The sequence below is a fragment of the Shinella zoogloeoides genome, from assembly GCF_033705735.1.
In the GTDB taxonomy this organism is placed as follows: Bacteria; Pseudomonadota; Alphaproteobacteria; order Rhizobiales; family Rhizobiaceae; genus Shinella; species Shinella zoogloeoides_A.
On sequence record NZ_CP131130.1, the window covers coordinates 2,928,758 to 2,948,420 of the forward strand.

20 protein-coding genes, 1 pseudogene and 1 riboswitch are annotated in these 19,663 nt (G+C 57.2%); of the genes and pseudogenes, 13 read left to right on the forward strand and 8 right to left on the reverse strand.

The window, feature by feature from the left end:
- The first annotated feature begins 425 nt into the window (after nt 1–425).
- The 3 genes from ShzoTeo12_RS14545 to ShzoTeo12_RS14555 all read left to right on the forward strand — a co-directional run bounded on the left by ShzoTeo12_RS14545 (nt 426) and on the right by ShzoTeo12_RS14555 (nt 2,495).
- The gene (locus ShzoTeo12_RS14545) at nt 426–1,157 is read left to right on the forward strand and encodes a hypothetical protein (protein WP_318910135.1); all 732 of its coding nucleotides are present in this window, start codon (nt 426–428) and stop codon (nt 1,155–1,157) included.
- A gap of 875 nt (nt 1,158–2,032) precedes the next feature.
- Nucleotides 2,033–2,227: a hypothetical protein gene (locus ShzoTeo12_RS14550; protein ID WP_162911541.1), complete on the forward strand. Its 195-nt coding sequence runs from the start codon at nt 2,033–2,035 to the stop codon at nt 2,225–2,227.
- A 64-nt stretch (nt 2,228–2,291) separates the two neighbouring features.
- A complete protein-coding gene (locus tag ShzoTeo12_RS14555) occupies nt 2,292–2,495 on the forward strand; it encodes a hypothetical protein (protein WP_119258942.1) in 204 nt (67 codons plus the stop codon).
- A gap of 13 nt (nt 2,496–2,508) precedes the next feature.
- Here ShzoTeo12_RS14555 and ShzoTeo12_RS14560 read toward each other — a convergent pair whose 3' ends face one another.
- Nucleotides 2,509–2,739: a hypothetical protein gene (locus ShzoTeo12_RS14560; RefSeq protein WP_318910136.1), complete on the reverse strand. Its 231-nt coding sequence runs from the start codon at nt 2,737–2,739 to the stop codon at nt 2,509–2,511.
- Between the two features lie 335 nt (nt 2,740–3,074).
- On the opposite strand from ShzoTeo12_RS14560, the gene ShzoTeo12_RS14565 reads away from it, so the two are divergent.
- Nucleotides 3,075–3,515, forward strand: coding sequence for a hypothetical protein (locus tag ShzoTeo12_RS14565; RefSeq protein ID WP_318910137.1), 441 nt, complete (start codon nt 3,075–3,077; stop codon nt 3,513–3,515).
- Between the two features lie 404 nt (nt 3,516–3,919).
- Here ShzoTeo12_RS14565 and ShzoTeo12_RS14570 read toward each other — a convergent pair whose 3' ends face one another.
- The gene (locus tag ShzoTeo12_RS14570) at nt 3,920–4,486 is read right to left on the reverse strand and encodes a recombinase family protein (RefSeq protein ID WP_318910138.1); all 567 of its coding nucleotides are present in this window, start codon (nt 4,484–4,486) and stop codon (nt 3,920–3,922) included.
- Between the two features lie 273 nt (nt 4,487–4,759).
- On the opposite strand from ShzoTeo12_RS14570, the gene ShzoTeo12_RS14575 reads away from it, so the two are divergent.
- The 3 genes from ShzoTeo12_RS14575 to ShzoTeo12_RS14585 all read left to right on the forward strand — a co-directional run bounded on the left by ShzoTeo12_RS14575 (nt 4,760) and on the right by ShzoTeo12_RS14585 (nt 8,048).
- Nucleotides 4,760–5,656: a transferrin-binding protein-like solute binding protein gene (locus ShzoTeo12_RS14575; RefSeq protein ID WP_162911543.1), complete on the forward strand. Its 897-nt coding sequence runs from the start codon at nt 4,760–4,762 to the stop codon at nt 5,654–5,656.
- Entirely contained in the window at nt 5,656–6,825 is a 1,170-nt protein-coding gene (locus tag ShzoTeo12_RS14580; RefSeq protein WP_318910139.1) for a tetratricopeptide repeat protein, read from the forward strand. Before ShzoTeo12_RS14575 ends, ShzoTeo12_RS14580 begins: the two co-directional genes overlap by 1 nt.
- A 125-nt stretch (nt 6,826–6,950) precedes the next feature.
- On the forward strand, nt 6,951–8,048 hold the full coding sequence (locus tag ShzoTeo12_RS14585) for a helix-turn-helix transcriptional regulator (RefSeq protein ID WP_318910140.1): 1,098 nt from the start codon (nt 6,951–6,953) through the stop codon (nt 8,046–8,048).
- Nucleotides 8,049–8,389: 341 nt separating this feature from the next.
- Here ShzoTeo12_RS14585 and ShzoTeo12_RS14590 read toward each other — a convergent pair whose 3' ends face one another.
- Nucleotides 8,390–8,623, reverse strand: coding sequence for a BrnA antitoxin family protein (locus ShzoTeo12_RS14590; protein WP_119258948.1), 234 nt, complete (start codon nt 8,621–8,623; stop codon nt 8,390–8,392).
- Between the two features lie 144 nt (nt 8,624–8,767).
- Between ShzoTeo12_RS14590 and ShzoTeo12_RS14595 the strand changes: the two are divergent.
- Nucleotides 8,768–8,872, forward strand: a pseudogene (locus tag ShzoTeo12_RS14595) (Maebl); the annotation flags it as partial.
- Between the two features lie 112 nt (nt 8,873–8,984).
- Here the strand turns inward: ShzoTeo12_RS14595 and ShzoTeo12_RS14600 are convergent.
- The 5 genes from ShzoTeo12_RS14600 to ShzoTeo12_RS14620 form a co-directional block, all read right to left on the reverse strand.
- Complete coding sequence (locus ShzoTeo12_RS14600) at nt 8,985–9,659, reverse strand: hypothetical protein (RefSeq protein ID WP_318910141.1); 675 nt, start codon at nt 9,657–9,659, stop codon at nt 8,985–8,987.
- Between the two features lie 73 nt (nt 9,660–9,732).
- Nucleotides 9,733–10,920 carry a tyrosine-type recombinase/integrase gene (locus ShzoTeo12_RS14605; RefSeq protein ID WP_318910142.1) on the reverse strand — a complete coding sequence of 396 codons (1,188 nt, stop codon included), beginning with the start codon at nt 10,918–10,920 and terminating at the stop codon, nt 9,733–9,735.
- 292 nt (nt 10,921–11,212) lie between these two features.
- A complete protein-coding gene (locus tag ShzoTeo12_RS14610; RefSeq protein WP_318910143.1) occupies nt 11,213–12,007 on the reverse strand; it encodes an outer membrane protein in 795 nt (264 codons plus the stop codon).
- 203 nt (nt 12,008–12,210) lie between these two features.
- Nucleotides 12,211–13,098 carry a LysR family transcriptional regulator gene (locus ShzoTeo12_RS14615; RefSeq protein ID WP_318912460.1) on the reverse strand — a complete coding sequence of 296 codons (888 nt, stop codon included), beginning with the start codon at nt 13,096–13,098 and terminating at the stop codon, nt 12,211–12,213.
- A gap of 2 nt (nt 13,099–13,100) precedes the next feature.
- Nucleotides 13,101–13,928: an acyl-CoA thioesterase gene (locus ShzoTeo12_RS14620; protein WP_318910144.1), complete on the reverse strand. Its 828-nt coding sequence runs from the start codon at nt 13,926–13,928 to the stop codon at nt 13,101–13,103.
- 97 nt (nt 13,929–14,025) lie between these two features.
- A riboswitch (cobalamin riboswitch) is annotated at nt 14,026–14,231 on the reverse strand.
- Nucleotides 14,232–14,558: 327 nt separating this feature from the next.
- Between ShzoTeo12_RS14620 and ShzoTeo12_RS14625 the strand changes: the two genes are divergently transcribed.
- The 5 genes from ShzoTeo12_RS14625 to ShzoTeo12_RS14645 all read left to right on the forward strand — a co-directional run bounded on the left by ShzoTeo12_RS14625 (nt 14,559) and on the right by ShzoTeo12_RS14645 (nt 19,638).
- Nucleotides 14,559–15,542, forward strand: coding sequence for a DUF1852 domain-containing protein (locus ShzoTeo12_RS14625; RefSeq protein WP_318910145.1), 984 nt, complete (start codon nt 14,559–14,561; stop codon nt 15,540–15,542).
- Nucleotides 15,543–15,569: 27 nt separating this feature from the next.
- Complete coding sequence (locus ShzoTeo12_RS14630; protein WP_318910146.1) at nt 15,570–16,598, forward strand: methionine synthase; 1,029 nt, start codon at nt 15,570–15,572, stop codon at nt 16,596–16,598.
- A gap of 126 nt (nt 16,599–16,724) precedes the next feature.
- A complete protein-coding gene (locus ShzoTeo12_RS14635; RefSeq protein ID WP_318910147.1) occupies nt 16,725–17,240 on the forward strand; it encodes a flavin reductase in 516 nt (171 codons plus the stop codon).
- Nucleotides 17,241–17,651: 411 nt separating this feature from the next.
- A complete protein-coding gene (locus tag ShzoTeo12_RS14640; protein ID WP_318910148.1) occupies nt 17,652–17,915 on the forward strand; it encodes a BON domain-containing protein in 264 nt (87 codons plus the stop codon).
- A gap of 73 nt (nt 17,916–17,988) precedes the next feature.
- Nucleotides 17,989–19,638: an AMP-binding protein gene (locus ShzoTeo12_RS14645; protein ID WP_318910149.1), complete on the forward strand. Its 1,650-nt coding sequence runs from the start codon at nt 17,989–17,991 to the stop codon at nt 19,636–19,638.
- Nucleotides 19,639–19,663: the final 25 nt, after the last annotated feature.

Genomic DNA, 19,663 nt, shown 5'->3' on the forward strand with positions numbered 1-19,663 from the left:
GCCACGGCCCAGGACTTGTTTGCTCAGTTGGTGTTCCAACCGGAAGAGCCGATTGTTATGCTCTTCATGGTGTTTGGCGGAGGACAAGCGGGCGTTTTCCCTCACCAAGCGACCTTTCGGTTCAAGGGAAACGAACCTGACTGGATCGTACCAGCCACATCACCGTCTGCATATCCGGCGCTCAGCCGGGCCTTTCTGGAATGTCGCACTGAGCTAAACAAGTTCGGACACCGCATCTTTAGCTCTGTTGAAAGCAGCGCGACGTCCCCGTTCGCCATGGACCAAAACACATCGACTAACCTAAACGCCGCGATGCCTTTAGGAACAGAGCATGGAGCGGCCGACGAGAAATCGGACGACACAGAGCTCTCAGCCGGGAGTACCACATCAGGCCGCTCACGCACCACGAGGAAGACTGGGGTAACGTGTGCGTCGTCGAGGTGAAGAGGGATAATCTCCAGATCGGTTTCATGGCCACACCCGGCTTGGAGAAGATCGCCTATATCGAGGGCCTAGATGTCCAATCTGCGAATGCTGTTTGGCAGGTAGACGCCAACAAGGCGTACCCCCTTAGAGGCGAACGTAGCGACTATTTCGGCTTCTTTGCATTTGATGTTCCTTCGCCGAATTTTATCGAAGAGCTGATGCAGGGTACCACGCTCAACATCTCGGTGATCGGCAAGGCCAAGTATGCGATCGACGTTTCTTCCGCTCGTAAGGCGTTTACGCAGTTCGTTGATTGTCATTCGAAGGGTGGGGCAACGGCAAAAGCCGGGGCGGCCGCGTCTGCCGCAGCGTGTTTAGATGTTCGCGACCAAGCTCAGCTGGTTTTCTCCGGTCGGTTGACGCAAAGCGTATTTCCAGGGCCGCCAAACTACGAATCCATCGACGCCGGCGACAAGGCCGAGACCGCTTTTCTGTTGGGCTTGACCCAGCCTATCTGTGCTTCCGGAGACGAGTTTCTTTCCTCAAATGAGGAGATCAGCACGATACACGTCTATTCGGACGACCCGCAGACCGCTGTCGAGCTGGAGCGGCTGGCTGATCAAGAGGTGCGTATCGTTGGGTCCGAAGCTTTTGGCTCGCATACTGGACACCATCGAGCACGGCTGGTGGTCCACGTCAGGTCCGCAGAACCAATCCAACTCAACCGATGAATGAAGTGCTGGGTACCGTGCTTGGTCCAGACCAGCACAAGTCCACGCAGTGGCTCCAGAAACGAGTGAATGCTGGCTTTGTTCTGAGGAGCCATGCTCACGCCACTGCTGGAGGCGTGGAAGCGATACAGCCCTCCCTAGCGCGATGTAGATTCCGCGAAGGGTGAGTTGACTCCACCGCAAAACAGAACATATTAGGAACAAACCGGCGATGCCTGCCGCTCACTTTAATCCGACTTTCCCCCCGACTGTGGTATCTCACAGGAGAGTAACGACGTGCGCCCGCTCGAAAGACAATATGAGAACCCAAGCGAGATCGACGATACGCTGGCATGGCATAACGGTGACGCCCGCGCTGCTATAGCCACACTTCTTGCCGATTGCGCTTATCTACGTTGGCAACTCGACCTAGCGAGGCGGGCTATGAGCCATGGTTTCAGCAGAGGTTGGCACCCCAAGCTATTGCGCGATTGAATGTGGTAATCTCTGGCGCCGGACGGTGAGACTCTAATGTCCCACTTGGCAAACGCAGGTGCTACCTTCGGCAATCGCCCTCAGTGGTGTAGGCGGCCTCCGCACGTGCTTTGATGCGTGGGATACGGTAACAAGGGACAACAACAGGTGGATCGTTAGGAAAATGCCGCGATGACGCTTTTCTACGCTGTATCCGCTGCAAGAATCATATCGGCGATCCTCGCTTTATCTCGTCCCACAATATGAGCGATGCTCCTTGCTGGCAGCATGAATATTGCGGCGGCCATCTTGGCATGGAGTGTCTATTTCACCGCTGAATAATTCCTCGCGATGTCATCTCTTTACCGTTTACGAATATACAACTCATGCTACAGTCGCCTTGGGATGAAGAGGACGCTGGGATGCAAAAATCAAACGACAACGCCGACAGCGCACTCTGGCTGAAAATGCGAGAAACAGCCGAGCGAATGATGAGGGCCGGAAAACCTGCTGCTGAAGCAAAAGAGGCCTTAATCGAGATCATACAGGACCACCTTGATCCCGCCGCGAAGCCTTTGGGCTTGTCGTCTCCACACCCTGCAAAAACCAACCATTAACAATCAACAATTGTCAGGGCGGCTATCCTAACGCAACGTAAGCTGCTCAACGGAGGCTGGCTTCATGCCCCATCGCACCAAGAAGGACGCCCAAGTGAGGCTTGATCTCGGCGTGGCCCGAGTTAGCGCTCTCGAAGGGGATACCCCCCGTGAATCGCTCGAAGCGCTCAAGACGCATCTTGAGAATGTCGATGCGCTTGAGCGCTCAGAAAAGCTTGCGGCAAACGATGAATCTGCCGGCCTCGCCCGCAAGAAAACCTGCGAGTAGATAGGTAACCGCATTATCGGCCACGGTGCTTTTGAGCCTGCTTCACACCGGTTTGCAGATCAAGGACGTGGGTTCGCGCCATGTCGAGAAGGTGAGCGAGAAACCAGTCAACCTCCGCTGCCTGACTGTGCATGTCCTTCAAAAGTGATGCCTGGAAGGCAAACACTTCCAATGCAGTAGGCGCCGCACGTTCTCGTGACTGGCCCCCGGCCCTTACCTGTTTAAGTCTGGGCATCTCATTCATTTTTTCCTCCTCGGAATAGCGAGATCCGACAACCTTAACGGTACAGAAGACCTAACAGTCATCAATTCCGATTAATGAAGGATGAAATATTGCACGCATAGGGATTGTAATAACGCGCGACACAACTATCGTATACAGATGCGCCAAAGTTTCGTTAACAATATGAGGATGCGAGCAAGCTTACCCGGACTTAGAACTTAAAAGTCACACCAATCCGAAGGTCACTTGTCCGAAGATTGATCCTGCTCTCCTCCGCAGGAAAACCCCGGATGTCATATCGCGCCTTGCCGAAGTCAGCATATCGGTAGATCAGCGAAAATCAGAGGAATTTACGCATGTCTGATACGATGGTTGCCAAGTTATCTGCTGAAATTAGTGCCCGAATGATTGATGAGCCTGCACTACCTATTGAATACGCCTCCAGCAGCAGTCTGGAAACATTGATTGCCGACTTTGTAGAACAAGGCGTTGCAGAAAGGGGATACCTAACATCCGGCGACCTGAAACGGGTAGCGTTCGTGAAAAACGGTGAGAAACTCTCGAATAAGACGAAAGATGCTCTGGCTTCCAATACGGAAGAAGCTGTTCGTCAATTCACAAAAATGGCTCTTAGTGCAAATGATCCAGAGTTTTCCGTTCGAATTCTACTAGGACTTGATGGTGTACACCTTCCAACCGCCTCTTGCATACTCGCGTGGACGCTGCCTCATAAGTGGCCGGTGATTGATGTGCGATCATGGAGAAGTATCGCACGGCTAAGCCATGGACAGGTGTAGGAAAAGATGATCGGTGGCCTGAAGGTAAGGCATTGGATTGCTTACAATAAAATTGTTCAGTCAGCGGCCATTATTACCAATCGGACACCGCAAGAAATTGATGTCTGGCTTTATTCATATGATAAGAAGGCCAAGAAGACAAATAGGAAAGGAATATAGAACTGGAGATTTCTTACGAGAGGGTATTTAGCATCCTTCGTGCGACCTTTTTCCCCATGGGTACTTTCGGTCTGACGACCTCTAAACGTCGCTCATCTCTGCAGATAATCTTTTTAAACAACTTTCGCCATCTCCGAAGGACCTAAAGGGGATGGGAATTTTTCCATAAGGATATACCTTGTCGAACATCGGAGCTGTTCGAAATTAATGGGTCTATATGGCTCGAAGATTGCAATCGGACGGCGTCACGTGGAATTTCCGGTTACTCTGTGGGCACTCAAAATCCGATACACCTGCATACGCGAGCACGAAGCGCGCTCTGCGATTGCCGTGACACCCAGACCATGACGGTCTAGGTCACGGATTAGCGTGTAATCAATACGCTGACGACCGCCTTTGTAGACGCCCGCAGACTTGGCTCGCTCAATCCCCTCCTTTTGCCGCTCCTTTATGAAGCGGCGCTCCATTTGGGCGACCATGCCAAGGACCGTCAGAATGATGTGCCCCATCTCCCCTCGGGTGGACACATGAGGATCGAGCACCGTCACGAATGCGCCTCGCTCCTGACACTCGTGCACGATGCTCAGAACGTCGCGCGTGTCGCGGCCAAGGCGATCCAAGCGTGTTACAACCAGTTCGTCTCCATGGCGAAGGAATTCTAAGACTGTCGAGAGCTCGTTACGGCCTTCGCGGCTTGCGCCCGACATTTTTTCTGACCGAATGATTTCGCAGCCCTCGGCCCGAAGCCGGTCAAGCTGCCCTTCTAAATCCTGATCGCCTGTGCTGACGCGTGCGTAGCCAATTCGAGCCATGTGTGTAACCTCGACCTTTAGGCCCGAGGCTACCCTGTCACAAATAGCCGACGTCAACCCAGATGTGACGGCGGCGGGTGTAACGCCGAAGCGGTCACGCGCGGGTATACCTTGTTGCTAGCCATCAAGGGGCTTTTGGTACTCGCATTCCGCTCCATTAAGTTTTCCTTGTGCAAATAAATAAGTCGCCTCACCCGATCAGGTGAGGCATCGCGGAAAAATACAACTTCTATTTGGGTACTCAGGTTGAAAACGGTACCGATAGGAGCAGGGATGTATTCTTACCGTAAAATCGCGCTACTCAGCTGTTTTGTAGCGCCACTGGCATTAGTGGGATGTGGAGGCGGATCTGGCGGACCCGGCGCAAAAACGCTTGATTTCCAATCGTTCTCCGCGATTTCCACGAATCCGAAGAATCGTACCAAGTTCGAGGGGAATGGACTTGAGACGACCAATCAGGGAGATGAAGATCTGAGCACTCAGACTTCGTCGCCGGTAACGGCTTATGTTACTGTGGACGGGAACCGGGAAATTACGTCTGTATCCTTGAAGACCGCTAATGATCCCCAGGAAAGCGTTTGGAACGCAAACAACTCGACGGCCGATTATTCGACTGATGGGAAGTTGTTAATTGCCACAACCAACAACGGAAAGCGCACCGTCGTCGTTGGGTCACCGGACGATAACGGGTTCGAATACCAGACTTATGGTGCCTGGGTGGACACTAACTTTTCGCCGGATGCCCATATGGGCGGCTTCAGCGTTGGCAAGGAAACGACCCAAGCGGAGTTGGATGCTCTTAACCTCAGCTCGACTGAAACCTTCACAGGTACTGCTGGCGGCATTTACTACGATGGCACCAACTATGACGTGATGAGCGCCGACGCCCAGCTGAATGTTAATTTTGCTACCGCAAAGGCAGATTTCACGACGTCGAGCTCCAAGCTTGAGAATGGCGGTTCAAACAACGGTTTGAATATGTCTGCCACTGGCATGGATGTCGTGGGGCGCTCCTTCTCCGGAACTGTCGGTACCACGGGGGGAATGTCGGGCACAGTTGATGGCCGCTTCTACGGTTCGGGAGCCGAAGAAGTCGGCGGTGCTTTTGTTCTGAATGATGGTTCCCCAGGTGGCGCGGTGCTGACGGGCGGTTACGGCGCCAAGCGATAATGAAGTACACGAGCACCATTTCGGCGCTCTTGCTTACCTGTGTGGCGGCGAACGCATTTGCCGCCACACAGGCGGAAGTAGATGTCGAATTCAAACGAGCGATGTTCGAGGCCTCGAAAGGGCATAGCGCGAGCGCCATTAAGCGTCTCAACCACCTCAAAAATCAAACAAATGCCCCGCGCATCCGGCTTGAGTTGGCGCGCCTTCTCATGCGATCAGGCGCATACTCTGAAGCACTCGACATTTTTCGGCAGATTTATCTGGAGCCGGAAACGCCCCAGATTGTGAAGCGGAATATCCTGCCCTTCATCGAGGAGGCGGAACTGCGCGTGCTGCGTATTCGTTACGGCGCGCGAATGGTTACCGACAGCAACCCGTCAAAGGTGGGCGAAGGTGGGACAGTCTATTTCAATGGCATCCCGTTGGAGTATCAACCGCCGGCCCAGAAGAAGGTCTCGTATGGGATCGAGCCGTGGTTCTCCGCCGAGAAGCTTTGGAACAACGGCTATCTGACGAAATTCAACGCTTCGGCACGGCTTTTCAAGGAGGACACGCTCAGAAGTGGCACGGTTCAGGTTGCCGTGGCCAAGCAGGTTCCCGCGGTGCCCGGCCTTTTCCTGCAGGCCGCGTTGGAGAGCGAAGTCGTCAAGGACGGCTCCTATGTCCTGCCGAACGTGGAGAGCTGGAAGCGCTTCCGGCTATCGGATCGTGCCGGCGTCGGACTGGGTGGTCAGGTTGGCTACATGTTTTCTGAGAACAAGGACGTGTCCGGACCGTTTTATCGTGGCTATGTCTTTGGGGACTGGACCTTCAGCCCCAATGCGACGGTCTTCAGCCGGCTCTCGGCCGAAACGCTCGACAGCCGAAACGACTTCTACCACTATTTCTCTACCAAGGCAGAGGTCGGTTTCAACATCGACATCGCTAGCGTGCAGCTTGTGCCAAAGATAAGTTGGAAACAGACCAGTTTCACACAAACAAACCCGCTCTGGGGCGCCAAGCGCAAGGATGTAACGGTTCGCCCGGAGCTTACGCTTTCGAGTGAGGTTGTCGAATGGAACGGTATCCGGCCCGAGGTGAGTGTCTTTTATGAATGGCGCGAGAGCAATATCGATATCTATAAATACGATCAGATTGGTGGATATGTAAATTTTAAGAAATTATTTTGATTATTTAAGAAATATATGAAATATTTCTTGGGGAGTGCGGAGAAGGCTCTCCAGTACGTTGTTTATTGCCAAATTTACTCGCTTCAGCGATCGGCAAGCACTAGAAGAAAATATCGGGGAAGGGCATGAATCCGCGGGATTCTACCGGTGTGATTGACGCCATTTATGAAGCAGCATTGATCCCCGAAAAATGGGAGGATGTCGTCACAGCGCTGAGTAGAAACGCCGGCACGCTTGGTGGTGTAATCTTCACACAGTCTGGACCGGACACGAAATTCATTACTAATCCGAATTCAGCGGCTTACTTCCAGCGTTTTGTGGACGAAGGATGGGACAGATTTAATACCCGGCGGGAACGTGCCGACCGGCTAAATCACAGTGGCTTTCTCACGGACCTCGACGTCTTTGAAACACATGAGCTTGCGGCGGAGCCGCTCTATCGAGATTTTCTTTATCCAATGGGATTGGGATGGTCAGTTGGCACGCACTTGATGACGGCGGATGGTGACGCGCTGGCAGTAAGTCTGGACGGAGCATACGTTGACGGACCGGTCCCTCGAGAAGTAGTCGTTTGGCTTGACGGCATCCGCCCTCATCTTGCTCGTGCGCTGAGTATGACCGCAAGGCTGAAGACTACAGCGGCCATTCAGGTTGCAGAGGGCTTGGGTGCCTTTGGGTTGCCCAGTTGCGTGATCAATTTCCAAGGGAGAATGCTGGCAGCAAATGGTCTTATGCACCCGCTTGTCCCTTCCCTTATTCTTGATCGGCGTGACCGTGTGATGCTTCGCCATCCCGAGAGTGATCAGTTACTGATGAGAGCATTGAAATCGCTCTCCGAATCGCTGGCGGAAAGGCAAGTCATGTCGATCCCGGTTCCGGCCAACGAGGAGCAGGATGCGTGTGTTGTTCACGTTATTCCCGTGCGAAACAATGGGCGCGATCTGATCCCCGGAGGCCTCTGCATTCTCGCGGTTAGTATTGTTTCGTCATTAGCCGTACCGGATTCGTCGCTGCTTCGCGGCCTGTTTGACCTAACCCCGGGCGAAGCGAGGGTCGCCCGCCACGTCGCAAATGGGGTCGCACCAAAAGATATCGATGAACTCGTCGGAACTAGCGCAAATACCGTCAAGACGCATCTCAAGGCCATCTATGCGAAAACCGGTACGCATCATTACGGCGCGCTTGTGCGCCTGCTTTCCGGTACCTTGATGCTTTCTTCTTAGGTCACTGCATGTTCCGAAAATGTTTCGCTCCTTGCGGACATCTGGATTGGCTTTGACTCGAATGTCCGCGTTTGGCGAAATAGAAACACCACAGTTTCGACTATAAGGTCGGTTACTGAACGGCAGCTACTTGCCGGGCCGATCTGAAGCCAGAAGGTCTGGATAAGGCCCCATTGCCGTCCGTCGTGCCCCTGACGAACGGTGGGTTTTCGGGTGGCACCCGAAGCCTGTGAAAGATGACAATGGGGTCCGGCGATCTATGATCGTGGTCTCAGCGCTCGGTCGCCTCAAACTCTTGCCAATGCCGAACCATCCGCGATCATCGAACCATGTAAGGAAAATCAGGGCAATTGTTTCATAGCGGCCCGCAGGATATCGTTGATGCGATCCTGCCATCCAGGCCCGTCCGCCTGAAAATGCGCCAGCACGTCGCTATCGATTTTCAGCGATACAAGTTCCTTGGCGTTCGGAATAGCTGGACGCTCGACTGCCGGGGCCGTCGCTTTCTTCGTAGGCTTGAACAAAGCCTCGGCGGCGTCCTTTGGATTGGCCGGTCTTCGGGAAGTTGATGCCATTATTGATTCCTTTGGTAGCTATCCAGTTGTGCCTCTTTCCCTACGGCATGTCGAGCAGCGCTCGTGTCTCCTCGCCAAGCCAAACTATCGACCTTCCGTCACGGGTCGATATATTTATTGCCGATTCCTTTGACAGGAGGCTTCATGCCGTCTGAACTCCGTTCATGCCGGCTTGCCGTTCTCGTCGACGCGGACAATGCCTCCGCGAAGATTGCAGATGATCTGTTCGAGGAAATTGCCAAGATCGGCGGGGAGCAGAATTTATGTGTTCGGAAAGCAGGTCGGTGCTGGCCGAGTTCTCCAGTTGTTAGGCGGCCTGCGGCAACTCCCATTTGTCCTGATCATCATTCATAGAATGCCGTCAATGCCTCATCGCCATCCACAAGACATGGCGCGCGCCACTGTTCCTGTTGCTGGCGCGCACGCTCACCTCGTCCGTGGCAAACCCGACCTCGCGCAATCGACGTGTGAACGCCCGATCCGGCGCAGAGGACCAAACTGCCAACACACCGTTTGGGCGCAGTGCAGACTTGGCGGCTCTAAGACCGTCATGGCTATATAGACCATCGTTGGAAGCGCGCGTCAGCCCATCGGGGCCGTTGTCGACATCAAGCAGGATCGCATCATATGCGGCCGTCTTCGATCGGATGAGGGCGCCGACGTCACCGAGATGAATATCGACACGCGGATCGTCGAGCGCACCGTTATGGAGTTCCGCCAAAGGTCCACGCCCCCATTCGACCACAGCCGGGACGAGCTCGGCGACAACGACGTGGGCATCGTGTGGCAGCGCAGCCAAAGCGGCCCGCAACGTAAATCCCATGCCAAGGCCACCAATAAGCATGTTGGGGTTCTTCCGGCCAACGATGCGCTCGCAGCTCAAGGTCGCCAACGCCTCTTCCGAGCCGCTCAACCGGCTGTTCATGAGCTCTGTCGAGCCGAGCATGATGGAGAATTCGCTACCGCGCTGTTTCAGGCGGAGATCACCGGCCTCGCCGGGAATGGTCGCGCGATCAAGTTGGATCCAGGGAAGCATCGGGGTATCTCGTTACATTGTTCGACGGCCTCGTACCATGGCAGCCGTCCCGACGACATCCCATCTCGATGAATCAAGGAACCACCACCGATCCTTGGCGCGGCTTAGTTACGTGAGCCGCCCATAGCTCCAAAAGGCTTCGCCGCTGCTCAAGATAGTCGGTGCGCCTGTATGCGCGTTCCACCTTGCCGCCCACGGTATGCCCCAACGTCGCCTCCGCGATCTCATAAGGTGTATTCGTCGTCTCAGCGATCCAATCGCGCAGGCTGGAACGAAAGCCGTGTGGGCAAGCCGCCATCTCGCGGCGTTCCATCAACCGCGCCATGGTGGCATCCGAAATTACGCCCTTCCTGATGCTTGGAAAAAGATAGCCGTCGCGAGCGAGCGGCTTCGCCTGCTCGATGAGCGATAGCGCTTCCGGCACGAGGGGAACCCGGAAATCGGTTGTTTTGTCTTTGCGCCCCTTCTGCTTTTCGCCGGGGATCGTCCAGACGTCGCCCTCGATCTGCTCAAGCCGGAGAAAACGCAGAGGCGCCGAGCGAACTCCCGTCAGGATCAAAAGCCGCAAGGCTAGGTGTGTCGTCGTGCCGTCGGAGAGGGAGGCATAGAAAGCCGGAACGTCTGCCCAAGGAAGCGCCGGGATGTTCTCCGCCTTATGCCTCTGCTGCCCCAGCAGCGCCCTCGCCTTCTCGGTCGCCTGCAGATCCACCTCATGCCCCAAAGCGGCTGCATGACGCAGGCAGATGGCAAGGCGGTTCAGAGCCTTTCGCGCCGTCTCGGCCTTCGAATGCCAAATCGGCAACAGGGTATCGCGGATATCGATCTGGTCGATCTCTCCGACGGGCTTCTTTCCGAGTTTCGGCAGAACGTGGATTTCCAGCGGACTGAACCAGCGGCCGGATTTCCCATCGTTCTTGAGTTCAGCCTTGCGGCTCTCGAAGGCGTCCTTGGCGACATCCTCCAGCAAGTGAAGACGCTTTTCAGCCTGCCGGCGCTCTCGCTCGCGTTCGTTGATCGGATCGAGGCCTTTGGCAACGGCAGAACGCCATCTGTCCGCGGCCTCTCGGGCGTCCTTCAAAGATACGTCCTGAACGGAGCCCAGCCCCATTTCCCGGCGTCGGCTATGCATCGTATAACGGAGGACCCACTGGCCCGGTCCCTCGTCTCGCTTGTAAAGCCAGAGACCGCCGCCATCGGATAGTTTACCGGGACCGGCATTCTTTACGGCAAGCGCTGAAAGCTTGTTCAGTGCCCTCGTCAATTTGATCCCCCTTTTGATCCCCCTTTCGCTTTTCGCTTCAAGTGAACAAAGGCGTACTACAGTGGACGCGACCTCACAAGAAAACGTAGGAAAATCAGCCGATCCACGCCATTATTGAGCAAAATTGTACCTAGCCGGACAAGCATTCAATGCTGGCATGGGGCACCAATTTATAAAATCACCAGGCAATTTCAGGAAATAGCGCCCCTCAGGGGCCGACGGCGAGCAACTGTCCCGTGGCAGGCTGCATGGACCCGTTCCGATGGAGGCTTCCGCTCGGAAAGCGTTCTTCTCAGAACTTGTAAGCTACACCCAACTTGAATGTCCCAACGGTCAAACTGTCCTTTGTCCCCGCATACCATGAGTTTCCCTGATCATCCGAGAAGTCGAGATCGCGGGTCTTGCCGTAATCGGCGTAAAGGTAGTCTGCGCGCATCACCCAGCTTGGGGACAAGCCGTATTCCACGCCCAGTCCCGCAGCCCAGCCTACTCTCGTCTGGGACTTGCTATAGGTATTTCCCGCGATATGCGTCCAACCGTCTTCAAAGTTGGAAACTGCCACACCGGCGGTGACATATGGAAGAAAAGCGTCGAAGGCGTAGCCCATTCGCACAAGCGCCGAGCCTTGATTTTTCAGTTTGCTGTAGCCGACGAAATTGGGATCAACACTGCCGGAATTGGTGCGGTGGGGAACATTGTCCGAATCCGCAAAGCTGTACGCGCCATTGACTTCGACGCCAGCTACGATGTTGTTGCTGAACTGGAAATTATACCCCGCATAAGCTCCGATCCCGGCACCTCGCGGGTCATAAATGAAGTACTCATGGTTGTTTGGGTCAAAGGACGCGTCGTCGTTCCTGGTCGCAGCCTTGCTCCGACTATAGCCGGCATTCAACCCGATATAGAATCCGCTCCAATCATATCGAGCACTTGATCGAACGCTGGCCTGAGATGCTTGAAGTGCAGCATCGTCAGCGAGAGCATCAGACATCAGCAATGGGAAAAACGCCCCAAGGAGCGGGAGGCATTTCATTGCGACCCCACGATAAATCCGCACGCGATTCATTTTGCGCCCCAAAATCAGCATCTAAAGCCACTTTGGGTATTAACCTTGCCTAGCGCTGACTACACTTCCCACTGTGCGCCAACTGACAGCCTTAAATGGCAGAAGAGAAATCTTCCCCCATCAATGGGACGGAAGCCAGCTCATTTCGATTGCTAGTCACAAATAGCTGGCTTCAATCCAGATGCGATGGCGGCGTCGCTACGGCAAGGTAGACGATGATACCGTCAAGCTGATGTCCGCCGCGATGTCGCTAGGAACCCGGAGATGAAATCGACGGCCTCGTCGCCGCTTCTCAGGCCGAGATGAATGCTCTTGGCTATTCCGATCTTCCCGATCCGGACTGGGCGTACGCCGAGTTTGGCTGCCTCCTGGCGAACGAGCCAGCTTGGAATTGCGCTGACGCCGCGGCCTGCGGCGACGAGCTGAAGCATCATCTCCGTGGTCTCGACATTCCGGTGGTGTCGCGGACGGCAGTTGGCGGGAACCAGGAATTGCGTGAACACATCCAGCCGCTCCGGCGGCACCGGATAGGTGAAGAGTGTTTCCTCCAGCAGATCCGCAGGTTCGGCGTGATCCTTGAGCGCAAGCGGGTGATCCGTCGGTACGGCGAGTATGAGTTCGTAGTCGAACACCGGCAGATAGTGGATGCCCGGCGCCTCGATCGGGTCCGGGGTGATCAGGATATCGATCTCGTATCCTGCCAGCGCCGCAACCCCGCCGAAGGCAAATGATGTCGTCAGCTCCAGGTCGACGTCCGGCCAGTCCACCAGGTAGGGTTTCGTGACCCCCATCAGCCATTGGTGGCAGGGATGGCATTCCATGCCGATTTTGAGCGAGCCCCGCTGTCCCTGGCGATAGTCGGACAAGACGTCTTCGGCCCTCTCCATCTGGGGCAGGACGCGTTGCGCCAGTCTGACGATGTAGCGGCCGGCCTCGGTGAGGCGAAGATTGCGGCCGTCCTTTTCCCACACGGCCACGCCATAGCGCTCTTCGAGCTTTCGGATCGTGTGGCTGAGCGCGGACTGGGTCACATTCAGCCGTTCCGCCGCCGCCGTCAGGCTGCCCATGCGGTCGACTTCCCGCAGGATCGACAGATGTTGTCTGTCCAGCATGCTCATGCCCTCCCTTGCTCGAGGGCGACGACCCCGTCGTGGACTGGAACCGGCCGGTGGTCCTGGTCAACCGCCACCATGCTGAAATGCCCGGTGGCGGTAACGTGCCGCTCGCCCGTCAGAAGGTTTTCGGACCAGAGTTTTGTCTCGATGGACATGGAGCTGCGACCGACGCGCTCGACACGTGCCTCCGCCTCGACGATTTCACCGATCTCGATTGCCCTTGCGAAGTCGATGCGCTCGGATGATGCCAGCACCACCAGCTTGCCGGAATGGCGCGATGCGGCGACGAAAGCGGCCTTGGTCATGTAGGCGATTGCCTCGCCCCCGAACATGCGGCCGACGCTGTTTGCCTGATCCGGGAAGACGATATCGACCATGGCGATGGCCTCGCTCGGTTCCGGTTCCTCCGCAGGAAGGAGTTCGGGCAAGGCATAGCGCGCCGCATCCTCGCCTTCGGGTATGGCGACCATGTGGAAGATGCCACGCGTGCAGGTGTGCCGCCGCTTGCGGCCGACAATAGTCTCTGCCGCCATTTCGACCTCGACGGTCAGGGAACGGCGCCCCGCCTTGATGGGTATCGCTGTGAATTCCACGATGTGCCCGATGCGTGCTGGCTGCTTGAAATCGATGCGCTCGCAGGAGGCGGTCACGAAGGGCGCCCGCCCGAAGCGGGTCGCCGCGATGAAGGCGACGCGGTCCATGAGGGCAAGGCCGGTTCCCCCGAAAAGGGTGCCGTGATGGTTGGTATCTCCGGGAAAGACGATGTCGACAAGACGGGTTGTCGGGCCGTTCCGGGCGGGCTTTCCTGTCGTCGTGGTCTCTGTCATCGGCGCTGCCATCGGGTTGCGGCAGGGCATGGACATGACGCAGAGACGACGGCACGGGAGTACCGACGCGAAAGCGGCACTCCGGGACACCCCGCCCGTGGACGTTATCTATCGCGGCAGGTCTCCTGGCTTGCGGGTCGTTGCTTCCGTCCGTCTTCCCGAGGAACGCCTCAGTGACATGAATGGACTTTCGCTCGCCGCTTACAGTTGCGGGGGCAGCTTCGGATTCGGGCCATGTCCCTCACCGAGATTCCCTCTTAGCTCCGGACTTTCGCCCGCAGAACCACGATAGCGAACCAATGTCGCATGACGCCGAGGGGGTCAAGGCACCTGTCACGGGAATGTGCCGGAGATGCCCGTCGCGCTGAAGCCTGCCTTCTTGAAGCGGCGGCTCATGTCCACGGCGTTCCGTGGCCGCGGGAGCGTTGTGCAGAACCATGAGCATGTCTCATGCTTCAATGAGATAAAACCATTTTTTGCCAATGCTTTCGTCAGGTACATAGCACGCACCGCCGTTAGCTCCAGAGAGTACGAAGACTGCTGACTGAGAAAACCGGAAAAGAAAATTGGAAGCCCTGATTATCGGAAAGCAGATGCAGGGTTTTTCTCGGAAATCAGGATACGATCGCGATGAGAAACGATTTTACATTTATTATAAAGAGTATTCCCTTCGATGAGGATTACCTTCCGTCGGAAAATACACGGATCACGACCAATTTTGCCAATTTGGCCCGAGGGGAAAGTCGCCAGGAAAACCTGCGCAATGCCTTGCGGATGATCGACAATCGTTTCAACGCCCTGGCGCATTGGGATAACCCTAACGGCGACCGGTATTCCGTCGAACTCGAAATCATTTCCGTCGAGATGAACATCGACGCGGGGGGCAGAAACGAAGCCTTCCCGTTGATCGAGATATTGAAAACGAACATCGTCGATCGAAAGACGAACGAGCGCATTCAGGGCGTTGTGGGGAATAATTTCTCTTCTTACGTGCGGGATTACGACTTCAGCGTCTTGCTGCCGGAGCACAACAGGAACCGCCCTGAATTCAGCACGCCGGAGAATTTCGGCGAGCTGCATGGAAACCTGTTCAAGGGCTTCCTGAATTCAGAGGCCTACAAAGAGAATTTCCATAAGCCGCCGATCATCTGCCTGAGCGCTTCCAGCAGCAAGACCTATCATCGGACTGACAATCATCACCCCATACTGGGTGTCGAGTATCATCAGAACGAGTTCTCCCCGACCGACCAGTATTTCAAGAAAATGGGCCTGCAGGTTCGCTATTTCATGCCGCCGAACAGCGTTGCGCCGCTGGCGTTCTATTTTCTCGGCGACCTGCTTGGCGATTACACCAATCTCGAGCTTATCAGCACCATCAGCACGATGGAGACGTTTCAGAAGATCTACCGGCCCGAGATCTACAACGCCAATTCCGCCGCGGGCACCTGCTACCAGCCGAACCTGAAGCACTCGGATTATTCATTGACGCGCATTGTCTATGACCGGGAAGAGCGCAGCCGGCTGGCTGTCGAGCAGGGAAAGTTCGCCGAAGAGCATTTCATCAAGCCATACAAGACCATTCTCGAGCAGTGGTCTGCCAACTGCGTTCTTTGACGAACGGAAAATACAAGGTCGCCTGCCATGAAAAAACTGTTGCCCACTTCCACCGCCGGCAGCTTGCCGAAGCCCTCCTGGCTCGCGCAGCCCGAGACGCTCTGGTCCCCCTGGAAATTGCAGGACGAGCAACTGACGGAGGGCAAGCAGGACGCCCTGCGCTTGTCTCTGGACGACCAGCGACAGGCCGGGATCGATATCGTCAGTGATGGCGAGCAAACGCGCCAGCATTTCGTGACGACATTCATCGAGCACCTCGACGGCGTCGATTTCGAAAAACGCGAGACCGTGCGCATTCGCGATCGCTACGATGCGAGTGTCCCGACGGTCGTCGGCGCCGTATCGCGCCAGAAGCCGGTTTTCGTTGAAGACGCCAGGTTCCTGCGCCAGCAGACGAAGCAGCCGATCAAGTGGGCGCTGCCGGGCCCGATGACCATGATCGATACACTTTTTGACGACCACTATAAAAGCCGCGAGAAGCTGGCCTGGGAATTCGCCAAGATTCTCAACCAGGAAGCCAGGGAACTGGAGGCTGCCGGCGTCGATATCATCCAGTTCGATGAGCCCGCATTCAATGTCTTCTTCGACGAGGTGAATGAGTGGGGTGTCGCCACCCTGGAAAAGGCAATCGAAGGCCTGAAATGCGAAACCGCCGTGCATATCTGCTACGGTTACGGCATCAAGGCCAATACGGACTGGAAAAAGACGCTGGGGTCGCAGTGGCGACAATATGAGGAATCGTTCCCCAAGCTGCAGAAATCCAGCATCGGCATGATCTCCCTGGAATGCCACAACTCTCATGTTCCGATGGATCTGATCGAGCTGATCCGAGGCAAGAAGGTGATGGTCGGGGCCATCGACGTGGCGAGCAATACCATCGAGACCCCGGAGGAAGTTGCCGCCACTCTGCGAAAGGCCCTTCAGTTCGTGGATGCCGATAAGCTTTGCCCTTGCACCAATTGCGGCATGGCGCCGCTGTCCCGCCGCGTGGCAAGGGGCAAGCTGCAGGCCTTGAGTGCCGGTGCAGACATCGTCCGAAGAGAGCTCTCCGTCTAGTCTGGACGATTTCTCGGCCACCGGGGTGCGCAATTCTCGGGCGTGCCGGGGCGTATCGCATACGAACAGTGGACGCAGCGCGACCGCCTTGGTTGCGCGCGTTCCGAACGCACCTGAGAGGCCGACATGGGCATGGTGGACCACCGCTTCGACATTGTGGACAAGGCCGCGTTTCGCAGCGGCATGTCGCGCCTCGGCTCGGCGGTCAGCATCGTCACCACGCGATCCGGCGGCGAGCGCTACGGGTTTACGGCCTCCGCGGTCTGCAGCGTCAGCGATACGCCGGCAACGCTTCTCGTCTGCATCAATCGTGCGAGTTCGTGTTTTCATGCCTTCGAAAGCGCGCGCCATTTCTGCGTCAACACGTTGATGCCGGGCCAGGAAGACATCTCTGACGCCTTCGGTGGCAAGACGCCGGTAAGGGACCGATTTGCGCTTGGCGAATGGGGAGAGGGCCTCACGGGTATCCCGGTCCTGGCCAATGCCTCGGTCAGCTTCGAATGCGAATTCACCAATGCTGTGGACGAGGCCACCCACCGCATCGTCTTCGGGCGCATCATCGATATTCGTGAGAACGAGGAACGGGCGACACTGCTGTACTGCATGCGTCGCTATCTTGGCGCCTGGGCCCGGAATCTTTGATGAGCGGAGTTTGACGGTATTCCGCTGGTATTGATTCCGGCTTTTCCTCTCACGCAGGCACGGCGCGATCGGCATGTGCTCAACCGCGTCCGATACATGTTGGACGGTGTGTGCGGAGATAGCAGGCGAGACGATCGTGGCCGCATCGCATCGAAAGGGCGCTGCCAGCCGTCGCTCCGAAAATTTGTTCTTTAGCGGGAACAAATTTTGCGAAGCCGCATTTAATGTCGGCAGCCGCAGACACCCCCGGATGCGGTTGTGAGGGGGACCCGAGAGCGATGTGCACGCTCTTGGGTCTCATCCGTTTCAGGGACTTCCACTATGATCCGAATGCGGGCAGGATCGCGCAGGCTGCGCGAACAAATTCGCCCGGTCCACGTTTCCCTGCAAAGCCTGCCATAGGAGCGCATCATGGTTTTCAAGGAAGGCACCTTCAAGGGCGAGTTGCCCGAGCATTTCGACGGTCCGCATCCCGCCTGGCTGGAGACGGCGGTAGCGGATGCGCTTTCGCTCGCCGGCGATGTCGATGCCTCGGACATCACCGTGACCTGCAAGGGCACGCGGATCCTGCTTTCCGGCAGCGTCACCTCCCCGGAGGAGGCCGACCGCGCGGTGGCCGTGGCCGCCGCGATCAAGGACGTCACCGAGGTCGACAACCGCCTCTCCTGGCTCTGACCTTCGAAAGCCGCCATTGCGGTGCGGCCCTCCGGAATGCTAGTTGCAATGCAGCAAACTGGAGAGACACCGGATGCTTGCCGAAAGATCGACCTACGACGCCCTGTACCGGGATTTCCGCTGGCAGATCCCCGAACGCTTCAACATCGGCACCGCCGTTTCCGATGCCTGGGCGGCGCGCGAGCCGCACCGCGTCTGTCTCCAGCATTTCCTGCCCGACGCCCTGCCACTCTCCATGACCTATGGCGAACTTGCCGCCCGCTCGGACGCCTTCGCCGCGGCGCTGCAGGCGGAAGGCGTCGGCAGGGGCGATCGGGTGGCGATCCTGCTGCCACAGAGCTTCGAGACGGTGATCGCCCATGTCGCGATCTACAAGCTCGGCGCCATCGCCCTGCCGCTGGCCCTGCTCTTCGGCGCGGACGCCCTTTCCTTCCGGCTGAAGAATGCCGAGGCGAAGGCCATCGTCACCAACCGCTTCGGCCTCGAACGCCTGAAGCCCATCCGGCAGGACTTGCCGACGCTCGACATCGTCATCGTCATCGCGACCGAGGCGGCCGACGATGCCGCCACGAAGAACTTCCACGACCTTCTTGCCCGGCACGCCGGCCCCTTCGCCTCCGTCGACAGCGGCCCCGACGATCCGGCCATGATGATCTATACGTCCGGCACGACGGGCCCGCCGAAGGGCGCGCTGCACGGCCATCGCGTGTTGCTCGGCCATGTGCCCGGCTTCCAGATGCACCACGAATTCCTGCCGCAGCCCGGCGACCGCATCTGGACCCCGTCCGACTGGGCCTGGGCGGGCGGGCTTCTCAACGTTCTCCTGCCGGCGCTGCTGCTCGGCGTGCCGGTCGTCTCCTCGCCGGGCCAGAAATTCGATCCCGACATGGCCTATCGCATCATGCAGGACATGGACGTGCGCAACGCCTTCATTCCGCCGACGGCGCTACGGCTGATGAAGACGGTCGCCAATCCCCGCGAAAAATACCGGCTCAACCTGCGCACCATCGGCTCGGCCGGCGAATCCCTCGGCCGCGAGACCTGGGAATGGGTGCGCGACACGCTCGGCATCACCATCAACGAATTCTACGGCCAGACGGAGTGCAACATCGTGCTCGGCTCGATCGGCAAGCTCGGCGTGTCGCGCCCGGGGCCGATCGGCAAGCCGGTGCCGGGCCATGTCGTCGCGATCATCGACGCCGAGGGCCGGGAGCTGCCGCGCGGCACCGTCGGCCAGGTCGCCGTGAAACGGCCCGATCCCGTGATGTTCCTCGGCTACTGGCGGAACGACAGGGCGACGGCGGAGAAATTCGTCGGCGACTGGCTGATGACCGGCGACCTCGGCCGCATGGACGAGGAAGGCTACGTCACCTTCTTCGGCCGCGACGACGACGTCATCACCTCCTCCGGCTACCGGATCGGCCCGAGCGAGATCGAGGATTGCCTTGCCGGCCACCCCGCCGTGCAGCTCGCCGCCGCCGTCGGCAAGCCGGATCCGGTGCGCACCGAGATCGTCAAGGCCTATGTGGTGCTGCGCCCCGGCGAGACGCCATCGCCGGCCCTTGCCGCCGATATCCGCGAATGGGTCAAGTCTCGGCTTTCCATGCACGAATATCCGCGCGAGGTGGATTTCGTCGATTCCCTGCCGCTCACGACCTCAGGCAAGGTCATCCGCCATCTCCTGCGCAAGCAGGCGGCGGAAGAGGCGGCCCGCGCCGCCTAGTTTAACCGCATTGGCTAACGCCGGA

Coding starts and splice junctions, on each gene's coding strand:
- ShzoTeo12_RS14550 (WP_162911541.1), top strand. CDS start 2,033: ATGCAAAAATCAAACGACAACGCCGACAGCGCACTCTGGCTGAAAATG.
- ShzoTeo12_RS14555 (WP_119258942.1), top strand. CDS start 2,292: ATGCCCCATCGCACCAAGAAGGACGCCCAAGTGAGGCTTGATCTCGGC.
- ShzoTeo12_RS14560 (WP_318910136.1), bottom strand. CDS start 2,739: ATGAATGAGATGCCCAGACTTAAACAGGTAAGGGCCGGGGGCCAGTCA.
- ShzoTeo12_RS14565 (WP_318910137.1), top strand. CDS start 3,075: ATGTCTGATACGATGGTTGCCAAGTTATCTGCTGAAATTAGTGCCCGA.
- ShzoTeo12_RS14570 (WP_318910138.1), bottom strand. CDS start 4,486: ATGGCTCGAATTGGCTACGCACGCGTCAGCACAGGCGATCAGGATTTA.
- ShzoTeo12_RS14575 (WP_162911543.1), top strand. CDS start 4,760: ATGTATTCTTACCGTAAAATCGCGCTACTCAGCTGTTTTGTAGCGCCA.
- ShzoTeo12_RS14580 (WP_318910139.1), top strand. CDS start 5,656: ATGAAGTACACGAGCACCATTTCGGCGCTCTTGCTTACCTGTGTGGCG.
- ShzoTeo12_RS14585 (WP_318910140.1), top strand. CDS start 6,951: ATGAATCCGCGGGATTCTACCGGTGTGATTGACGCCATTTATGAAGCA.
- ShzoTeo12_RS14590 (WP_119258948.1), bottom strand. CDS start 8,623: ATGGCATCAACTTCCCGAAGACCGGCCAATCCAAAGGACGCCGCCGAG.
- ShzoTeo12_RS14600 (WP_318910141.1), bottom strand. CDS start 9,659: ATGCTTCCCTGGATCCAACTTGATCGCGCGACCATTCCCGGCGAGGCC.
- ShzoTeo12_RS14610 (WP_318910143.1), bottom strand. CDS start 12,007: ATGCTGATTTTGGGGCGCAAAATGAATCGCGTGCGGATTTATCGTGGG.
- ShzoTeo12_RS14615 (WP_318912460.1), bottom strand. CDS start 13,098: ATGCTGGACAGACAACATCTGTCGATCCTGCGGGAAGTCGACCGCATG.
- ShzoTeo12_RS14620 (WP_318910144.1), bottom strand. CDS start 13,928: ATGACAGAGACCACGACGACAGGAAAGCCCGCCCGGAACGGCCCGACA.
- ShzoTeo12_RS14625 (WP_318910145.1), top strand. CDS start 14,559: ATGAGAAACGATTTTACATTTATTATAAAGAGTATTCCCTTCGATGAG.
- ShzoTeo12_RS14630 (WP_318910146.1), top strand. CDS start 15,570: ATGAAAAAACTGTTGCCCACTTCCACCGCCGGCAGCTTGCCGAAGCCC.
- ShzoTeo12_RS14635 (WP_318910147.1), top strand. CDS start 16,725: ATGGGCATGGTGGACCACCGCTTCGACATTGTGGACAAGGCCGCGTTT.
- ShzoTeo12_RS14640 (WP_318910148.1), top strand. CDS start 17,652: ATGGTTTTCAAGGAAGGCACCTTCAAGGGCGAGTTGCCCGAGCATTTC.
- ShzoTeo12_RS14645 (WP_318910149.1), top strand. CDS start 17,989: ATGCTTGCCGAAAGATCGACCTACGACGCCCTGTACCGGGATTTCCGC.